This is a genomic window from Dietzia sp. UBA5065 (assembly GCA_002415925.1).
Lineage (GTDB): Bacteria > Actinomycetota > Actinomycetes > Mycobacteriales > Mycobacteriaceae > Dietzia.
Map to the genome: position 1 here is coordinate 1 of DIAZ01000002.1, position 7,889 is coordinate 7,889.

Annotated in this window: 9 protein-coding genes; 4 read left to right on the plus strand and 5 right to left on the minus strand. The window is 68.4% G+C overall.

The features are described 5' to 3' along the window. A partial coding sequence (gene htpG, locus B4M60_RS00200; protein ID WP_291079355.1) for a molecular chaperone HtpG occupies positions 1 to 1,994 on the minus strand: 1,994 nt, incomplete at its 3' end. Positions 1,995 to 2,080: 86 nt separating this feature from the next. On the opposite strand from htpG, the gene B4M60_RS00205 reads away from it, so the two are divergent. From B4M60_RS00205 to B4M60_RS00215, 3 genes are all read left to right on the plus strand, one after another. After that, complete coding sequence (locus B4M60_RS00205; protein WP_291079356.1) at positions 2,081 to 2,650, plus strand: maleylpyruvate isomerase N-terminal domain-containing protein; 570 nt, start codon at positions 2,081 to 2,083, stop codon at positions 2,648 to 2,650. Between the two features lie 87 nt (positions 2,651 to 2,737). Next, entirely contained in the window at positions 2,738 to 3,166 is a 429-nt protein-coding gene (locus B4M60_RS00210) for a VOC family protein (RefSeq protein ID WP_291079357.1), read from the plus strand. Between the two features lie 58 nt (positions 3,167 to 3,224). Next, on the plus strand, positions 3,225 to 4,001 hold the full coding sequence (locus B4M60_RS00215) for an SDR family NAD(P)-dependent oxidoreductase (RefSeq protein ID WP_291079358.1): 777 nt from the start codon (positions 3,225 to 3,227) through the stop codon (positions 3,999 to 4,001). A gap of 88 nt (positions 4,002 to 4,089) precedes the next feature. Here the strand turns inward: B4M60_RS00215 and B4M60_RS00220 are convergent, their stop codons facing one another. From B4M60_RS00220 to B4M60_RS00235, 4 genes are read right to left on the minus strand one after another with little or no spacing between them, the layout of a single operon-like run. Next, a complete protein-coding gene (locus B4M60_RS00220) occupies positions 4,090 to 4,920 on the minus strand; it encodes an amino acid ABC transporter permease (RefSeq protein ID WP_291079359.1) in 831 nt (276 codons plus the stop codon). Further along, positions 4,917 to 5,579, minus strand: a complete 663-nt coding sequence (locus B4M60_RS00225; protein ID WP_291079360.1) for an amino acid ABC transporter permease — start codon at positions 5,577 to 5,579, stop codon at positions 4,917 to 4,919. Before B4M60_RS00225 ends, B4M60_RS00220 begins: the two co-directional genes overlap by 4 nt. Before the next feature lie 32 nt (positions 5,580 to 5,611). Continuing rightward, the gene (locus B4M60_RS00230; protein ID WP_291079361.1) at positions 5,612 to 6,430 is read right to left on the minus strand and encodes a glutamate ABC transporter substrate-binding protein; all 819 of its coding nucleotides are present in this window, start codon (positions 6,428 to 6,430) and stop codon (positions 5,612 to 5,614) included. A 51-nt stretch (positions 6,431 to 6,481) separates the two neighbouring features. After that, entirely contained in the window at positions 6,482 to 7,216 is a 735-nt protein-coding gene (locus B4M60_RS00235) for an amino acid ABC transporter ATP-binding protein (RefSeq protein ID WP_291079362.1), read from the minus strand. Between the two features lie 95 nt (positions 7,217 to 7,311). Here B4M60_RS00235 and B4M60_RS00240 point away from each other — a divergent pair. Next, positions 7,312 to 7,889, plus strand: a 578-nt coding sequence (locus tag B4M60_RS00240; RefSeq protein WP_414646691.1) for a fatty acid desaturase family protein, incomplete at its 3' end; no start/stop codon positions are given.

Below are 7,889 nucleotides of genomic sequence, written 5' to 3' on the forward strand. Positions count from 1 at the left end.
AGATGTGTATAAGAGACAGCGGTGAGCGTGCCACCCTCGGCGAGCACCGCCGCGCCCGACAGCAGGCGCGCCGTCTCCGTGAGCCCCGGCGCCGACGGGTCCTCGGCGTGCTGGACGCGCAGCCGCTCGACCACCGGGTGGGTCGGGTTGAGTTCGAGGATCCGCTTGCTCGCGGGCAGCTCCATGCCCGAGGCCCGATACATGGCCTCGAGCTGCGGGGTCATGTCGAACTCGTCGCCCACCATGCAGGCCGCCGACTCGGTGAGCCGATGCGACAGGCGCACCTGCTTGACCTCGTCGGACAGCTCCTCGCCCAGCCACTCGAGCAGTCCGGTGAACTCGGCGGCGTCCGGTGCGTCCTCGGACTGCCCGGCGGTGTCGGAGCCGATGCCGGTCAGGTCCACGTCACCCTTGGCCACGGACCGCAGGCGCGTGCCGTCGACCTCCCCGACCGCGTCCACCCACACCTCGTCGACCGGGTCGGTGAGGATGAGCACCTCGACCCCACGGGCCCGGAACGCCTCCAGGTGCGGGGAGTTCTCCACCGCCGCGCGGGACGTCCCGGTGAGGTAGTAGATCTCCTCCTGCCCGTCGGCCATGCGGGACACGTACTCGGCGATGGTGGTGCCCACCTCGTCGTCGTGCCCCTCCGGCGCCTCCGCCGCAGCGGGCCGGGTCGACGCGAACGTGCTCACGGCGAGCAGCTGCTCGCGCGCATCGACGTCCGAGATCAGCCCCTCCTTGAGGACCGCGCCGAAGTGGCGCCAGAAGGTGCGGAACTCCTCGGGACGGTCGGTCTTGATCTGCCCGATGGTCTGCAGCACGCGCTTGACCAGGCGCTTGCGGATCGCGCGGATCTGGCGGTCCTGCTGCAGGATCTCCCGCGAGACGTTGAGCGACAGATCCTGGGCGTCGACGATCCCCTTGACGAAGCGCAGGAACGGCGGGACCAGCTCCTCGCAGTCGTCCATGATGAACACTCGACGGACGTAGAGCTGCACCCCGCGCCGGGTGTCCTGGGAGAACAGGTCGAAGGGCACCTGCGTGGGCAGGAAGAGCAGGGCCTGGTACTCGAACGTGCCCTCGGCCTTGAGGGTGATGGTCTCCAGCGGCTCGTCCCAGGCGTGGGAGACGTGGCGGTAGAACTCCGTGTACTCCTCGTCGGTGACCTCCGAGCGGGGCCGCGTCCACAGCGCCTTCTGCGAGTTGAGCGTCACGGTCTCGGTGAGCGCGGTGCCGGCCCCGGCATCGCCCGCCGCGCCGTCCTCCCCCGCCGCCTCGCCCGGGTCCGGCGCCGGGCGCCCGATCTCCATGCGGATGGGCCAGGCGATGAAGTCCGAGTAGGTCCGCACCACCCGACGCAGGGTGTGCTCCTCGGCGTAGTCGGGCAGCGCCGCGTCCCCTCCGGCCGGCTTGAGGTGCAGGATCACCGAGGTGCCCTGCGGGGCGTCCGCCGCCTCCTCGATCGTGTACGTGCCCTCGCCGCCGGACGACCAGCGGGTACCCGCGGCCTCCCCGGCCTTGCGCGTGATCAGCGTGACCGTGTCGGCCACCATGAACGTGGAGTAGAAGCCGATACCGAACTGGCCGATGAGGTCGGCCGTGGCCTGCTCGCTCACCTCACCCGACTCCTGCGCCGCCCGCGCCGCGGCGAGCGCCTCCCGCATCTGGCCGGTGCCCGACCTGGCGAGGGTGCCGATGAGGTCCACCACCTCGTCGCGCGACATGCCGATGCCGTTGTCCCGGATCGTCAGGGTGCGCGCCTGCTCATCCGGGACCAGCTCGATGTGCAGGTCCGAGGTGTCGACCCCCAGCGTGGAGTCCTGGAGCGCGACCAGCCGCAGCTTGTCCAGGGCGTCGGAGGAGTTGGAGATGACCTCACGCAGGAAGGTGTCCGGGTTCGAATAGATCGAATGGATCATCAGATCCAGGAGTTGCCGGGTCTCGGCCTGGAACTCCCGGGTCTCGGCTGCACCGGAGGTCTGCGGGCTCATTGTGGCGTCGGTTCCTTTCACTGGGCGGGTATGCGTGACGACACGATCAACCTACTGTGGATCTCGGACATTCCGGAGGAGGCCCCGTGACCGGTAAACCGTTGCCCGCAGCCCACCTGTCCGTCCTCGACGCCGCCACCGGCCTGTTCGCGCAAGCGCTCGCCGGCGGGCTCGAGGGCGACTGCGCGGCCTGCCCCGGGTGGACCCGCCGCGACTGCGCCAACCACGTGCTCGGGGGCGGCCTGCGGTACGCCGCCTACTTCCCGCGCCTACCCGAGTCGGAGATCGGCTGGACGCGGACCGCCGACCACGCCGGTGACCGCCCGGTGCCGGCCCTGTACCGCACGTCCGCCGGACTGCGGAAGGAACTCGCCCGGGCCCGGGACGCCGACGCGCTCGTCCCGCACCGGATGGCCGACATACCCGTCCGCGACCTGCTCGCGCTCCGGGTCTTTGAACTGCTGATCCACGCCCACGACCTCGATCCGGCGACCTGGGACACCGCGGAGGCCGAGGAACTGGCGGCCTGGACGCTCGAGCACGCCAGGGACGTGGTGGAGCTCATGCGCACCTTCGAGGTGTTCGACGAGCCGCGGCCCGTGACGATCGGGGCGGACTCACGCGCCCGGCTGCTCGCCCTGTCCGGACGAGGATAGTGACCTGCGCCACAGACGGGTCTAGCGTGGAGAGGAGGCCGGCGTCGACGGCGCCGGACGGACCGTCCGCAGCGAGAGGACCCCACCATGGCAGCGCGTTTCAGTCCCTACATCTCCTTCCCCGGCAATGCCGCCGACGCGTTCCCGTACTACCGCGACCTCTTCGGGGGGCGCCTTGAGGTGATGACCTACGCCCAGTTCCCGTCCATGGAGGGCTTCCCGTTCACCCCGCCGCCCGAGGCCGTGGCCCACGCGACCATGGAGTCGCCCTCGATCACCCTCACCGGCGGAGACGGCATGGGTGACGGGCTGCCGCCCCTGCGCAGCGACGTCTACTCCTTCCTCCTGTCCTTCGACACCACCGAGGAGGCGACCGGGTTCATCGACAAGGTGACCTCGACCGGCGGCGAGGTGGCGATGCCGTTCGAGATGGCGCCGTGGGGCGACCACTACGGGCAGGTCCGGGACCGGTTCGGCATCAGATGGGATGTCAACGTGCCCGGCACGGGCGGCTGAATCCCGCCGACCTCACCGTCCCGCCGTATCCGTCACGCCCGCTTGTTACCGTTCAGGCATGGAAATCTCTGGAGCAAGTGCAATCGTCACGGGCGGTGCGTCGGGAATCGGCGCGGCCGTCGTCCGTCAACTGGCCGCGAAGGGCGCGAAGGTCGTCGTGGCCGACCTCAACGCCGAGAAGGGTGAGGCCCTGGCCGCCGAGGTCGGGGGCGTGTTCGTCGCCGTCGACGTCACCAAGACCGAGGACAACCAGAAGGCCGTCGCCGCCGCCCTCGAACTGGGGCCGCTGCGGTACCTCGTCAACTCGGCCGGCATCGGCTGGGCCCAGCGCACCATCGGGCGCGACGGCGAGTACTCGTCGGCGTTCGACCTGGACTCGTTCCGCAAGGTCATCGAGATCAACCTCATCGGCTCGTTCGACATGCTGCGGCTGGCCGCCACCAAGATGAGCACGCAGGAGGGTGACGAGGACGGCCAGAAGGGCGCCATCGTCAACATGGCCTCCGTCGCCGCGTTCGACGGCCAGATCGGCCAGGCCGCCTACTCCGCCTCCAAGGGCGGCATCGTGGGCCTGACCCTGCCCGTCGCGCGCGACCTGTCGGCCGCCGGCATCCGCCTCAACACCGTCGCCCCCGGCCTGATCGACACCCCGATCTACGGCGAGGGCCCGGAGTCCGAGGCGTTCAAGGCCAACCTCGGCGCGAACGTCCTGTTCCCCAAGCGCCTCGGCTCGGGCGACGAGCTGGCGTCGATGGTCATGGAGCTGCTCACCAACCCGTACATGAACGCCCAGACCATCCGGGTCGACGGCGGCATCCGGATGCCACCGAAGTGACCTGACCCCGGTCCCAACGAGAGAAGGGCCCCGCCGAATGATCCGGCGGGGCCCTTCTCGTGGGTCCGGTCAGTGCTCGTGCGTCCGGTCAGTTCTTGGCCCGGCGCTTCTTGAGCCTGCCCTCGAGGTAGACCGCGAGCTTGGTCAGCGCGTAGTTCACGAGGATGAACAGGATGCCGGCCACGATGTACGCGGGCACGGTGTTGGCGTAGGCGGAACCCAGAGTCTTGGACCAGTTCAGCAGCTCCAGGTAGGTGATGCCGTAGCCGAGGGCGGAGTCCTTGAGGACGACGACGAGCTGGCCGACGAGCGCCGGGAGCATGGCCGTGAGTGCCTGGGGGAGCTGGATCGACCGAAGCACCTGCCCGGGGGTGAGTCCCACCGAGAGCCCCGCCTCGGCCTGCCCGCTGGGCAGACCGTGGACGCCGGAGCGCACGAGCTCGGCGATGACCGCCCCGTTGTACAGCGTGAGCGCCGTGACGACGGCCGCGAGCGGCGCGTGCTCGTTGGGAACGATGTTCGCGGTGGCGAAGTACCCGAAGTAGGCGAACACCATCATGAGCAGCACCGGGACCGACCGGAAGAACTCCACCACGACCCCGCAGAACCACCGCAGCGGGGCCAACGGGGAGAGCCTGCCCATGCCGAACAGCAGCCCGAAGACCACCGCCAACACGATCGAGATTCCGGCCGCCGTGAACGTGCCACGCAGGCCCGGGATCAGATAGGAGGTCCACACCTCGGAGTCCGTGACGAACGGCTCCCACATGAAGGCCTTGAGCTGCCCGGCCGCCTCGAACTTGGCGTAGATCAGGTACAGGATGCCCAGCGCGAGGAGGGCGCCGACCACCGTGAAGATCTTGTGGCGCAGACGGGCCTTGGGGCCCGGGGCGTCGAACAGGACCGCCTGGGTGCTCATCGCTTCACCGCCAGCTTCCGTGAGAGGGACGTGGTCCACAGCCCGATCGGGAGGGTGAGGACCACGAACACCATGGCGAAGAAGAAGAACGTCGGGAGACTCGCGCCCTCGTTCTCCGTGATGACCTGCAGCAGCCCCGCCGATTCCCCGACGCCGATGACCGCCGCGACCGTCGAGTTCTTGATGAGCGCGATGATCACCGAACCCAGGGGAGCGACGGATCCGCGGAACGCCTGCGGGAGGATCACCTCACGCAGCGACTGCCCGAAGCCGAGCCCGATGGAGCGGGCGGCCTCCGCCTGCCCCACCGGCACGGTGTTGACGCCGGAGCGCAGGGCCTCACAGACGTACGCCGCGTGGTAGACGGCGAGCATGATCGCCGCCCACCAGAACGCGTTCCGGGCGAAGTCGTCCGAGACGGACAGCTGGAGGATGAACGACAGCCCCAGGATGCTGAACACCATGAGCAGCGTCAGCGGCAGGTTCCGGAACGTGTTGACGTAGGACGTCCCCAGGCCCCGCAGGACCGCCACCGGCGAGACCCGGAGGACCGCGATGAGGGTCCCCAGGATCAGGGCGCCGATGGTCCCCAGGACCGAGAGCTGGATGGTGACCCATACCGCTCCGAGGACGTCATAGTCGGCGAAGATGTCGCCCATGGTCCACCTTCCGTCGTGAGATGCGGATCAGGTCAGGCGCAGGGCCCCGGGTTGGGCGGGTTTCCCGCCCCCGGGGTGAAGCCGGCGGCGCCGAGGTTGTCCTGGACGGCGGTCTCCCAGCTGCCGTCGGAGATCATCTCGCGGATGGCCTCGTTAATCTGCTCGCACTTCGCCACGTCGCCCTTCTGGATGCCGACGCCGTACAGCTCCTCGCTGAACGGCGCGCCGACCACCTTGAGCTTCCCCTGGTACTGGTCCTGGGACGCGTAGCCGGCGAGGATCGTGTCGTCGGTGGTGAGCGCGTCGACCGCGTTGGACACCAGCGCGGAGACGCACTCGGAGTAGGTGCCGAACTCCTGCAGGTTGACGCCCGGGACCTCCTTCTTGACGTTCTGGGCCGAGGTCGAGCCGGTGACCGAGCACAGGCGCTTGCCGTCGAGCGACTCCGGTCCTGTGATGCTGTCGTCGTCCTGGCGGACCAGCAGGTCCTGACCGGCGATGAAGTACGGTCCGGCGAAGCCGACCTTCTCCTTGCGGGAGTCGGTGATCGAGTAGGTGGCCACGATCATGTCCACCTGTCCGGTCTCGAGGAGGGTCTCGCGCTGGGCGCTGGGCGCCTGGACCCACTCGATCTCGTCCGCGGGGGTGCCGAGCTTCTCCGCGATGTACGTCGCCACATCGACGTCGAAGCCCTTGTAGGCGTTGCCCTCCTTGAGCCCCAGCCCCGGCTGGTCGAACTTGATGCCGATCTTGAGCTGCCCCTCACCGCCGTCGTCCGAGCTTCCGCACGCGGCCAGGCCGAGTGCGAGGGTGACGGCCGCGGCGGCCGATCCGATCCGTCGGATGTTCATGTGGTCTCCTCGTGCGATGGGTGGGTGGGGCTTGGGGTGGGTTCGCTGGTGCTAGTGGGTGAGGATCTTGGACAGGAAGTCCTTCGCGCGAGCGCTCTGCGGGTTGGTGAAGAACTCCTCGGGGGTCGCCTGTTCGACGATCTCCCCGTCGGCCATGAAGATGACGCGGTTGGCCGCCTTCCGCGCGAAGCCCATCTCGTGGGTCACCACGACCATGGTCATCCCGGACTTGGCCAGCCCGGTCATCACGTCGAGCACCTCGTTGATCATCTCCGGATCGAGGGCCGAGGTGGGCTCGTCGAAGAGCATGACCTTGGGGTCCATGGCCAGCGAGCGGGCGATCGCCACGCGCTGTTGCTGACCGCCCGAGAGCTGGGCCGGGTACTTGGCGGCCTGGTGATCCACGCCGACCCGCGTGAGGAGCTCCATGGCCCGCTTCTCCGCCTCGGCCTTGGACTGCTTGCGGACCTTGATCGGCCCGAGCGTGACGTTCTCGAGGATCGTCTTGTGGGCGAACAGGTTGAAGGACTGGAACACCATCCCCACGTCGGCGCGGAGCCTGGCCAACGCCTTGCCCTCCTCGGGCAACTCCTTGCCGTCGATCGTGATCGACCCCGACTCGAAGGTCTCGAGCCGGTTGATCGTGCGGCACAGTGTCGACTTCCCGGAACCGGAGGGGCCGATCACGACGATGACCTCCCCCTCCTCGATGGACATGTTGATGTCCTTGAGGGCCTGGAAGTCACCGAAGTGCTTGTTGACGCCTGAGATCTCGACGAGAGCCATGGACGGATCATAAGCCCCAGAGGAATCCATGAGGCTCAACTCGGCTGAACCACTTAGCGGTCGACATCCACCGGTCCGCTCAGTACGGTCTGCGCATGGCGATATCAGATGTGAAGGAATACGCCCATCTCTCCGCCGAGGACGTCGAGAAGATCGGCGAGGAACTCGAGGAGATTCGCACGTCCGTCATGGAGTCGCTCGGCGACGCCGACCGGCGCTACGTCCAGAACACCATCCGCCTCCAGCGCGGCCTCGTCGCGGGCGCGCGTGCCGTCCTGCTGTTCTCGGGCTACCGCCCGGCGTGGGTGGTGGGCACCGGCATGCTGGCCGCGGGCAAGATCATCGAGAACATGGAGCTCGGGCACAACGTGATGCACGGGCAATGGGACTGGATGAACGACCCGGTGATCCACTCCAGCACCTGGGAATGGGACATCGTGGGGACCTCCGAGCACTGGAAGGCCACGCACAACTACCACCATCACAAGTACACCAACATCATCGGGATGGACGACGACGTCGGGTACGGCGTGGTGCGGGTGACGCGCGACCAGCCGTGGCACCCCGCGTTCGCGCTCAACATCGTCTGGAACACCATGCTCGCCTTCGCGTTCCAGTGGGGCGTCGGCGTCCAGCACCTCGAGATCGCACCCGGCACGATCAACGCCTCGGG

What these genes read in the sequence shown, in the direction of transcription:
- B4M60_RS00235 (WP_291079362.1), bottom strand. Translation starts at nt 7,216, where the DNA reads ATGGCTCTCGTCGAGATCTCAGGCGTCAACAAGCACTTCGGTGACTTC.
- B4M60_RS00215 (WP_291079358.1), top strand. Translation starts at nt 3,225, where the DNA reads ATGGAAATCTCTGGAGCAAGTGCAATCGTCACGGGCGGTGCGTCGGGA.
- B4M60_RS00225 (WP_291079360.1), bottom strand. Translation starts at nt 5,579, where the DNA reads ATGGGCGACATCTTCGCCGACTATGACGTCCTCGGAGCGGTATGGGTC.
- B4M60_RS00210 (WP_291079357.1), top strand. Translation starts at nt 2,738, where the DNA reads ATGGCAGCGCGTTTCAGTCCCTACATCTCCTTCCCCGGCAATGCCGCC.
- B4M60_RS00220 (WP_291079359.1), bottom strand. Translation starts at nt 4,920, where the DNA reads ATGAGCACCCAGGCGGTCCTGTTCGACGCCCCGGGCCCCAAGGCCCGT.
- B4M60_RS00230 (WP_291079361.1), bottom strand. Translation starts at nt 6,430, where the DNA reads ATGAACATCCGACGGATCGGATCGGCCGCCGCGGCCGTCACCCTCGCA.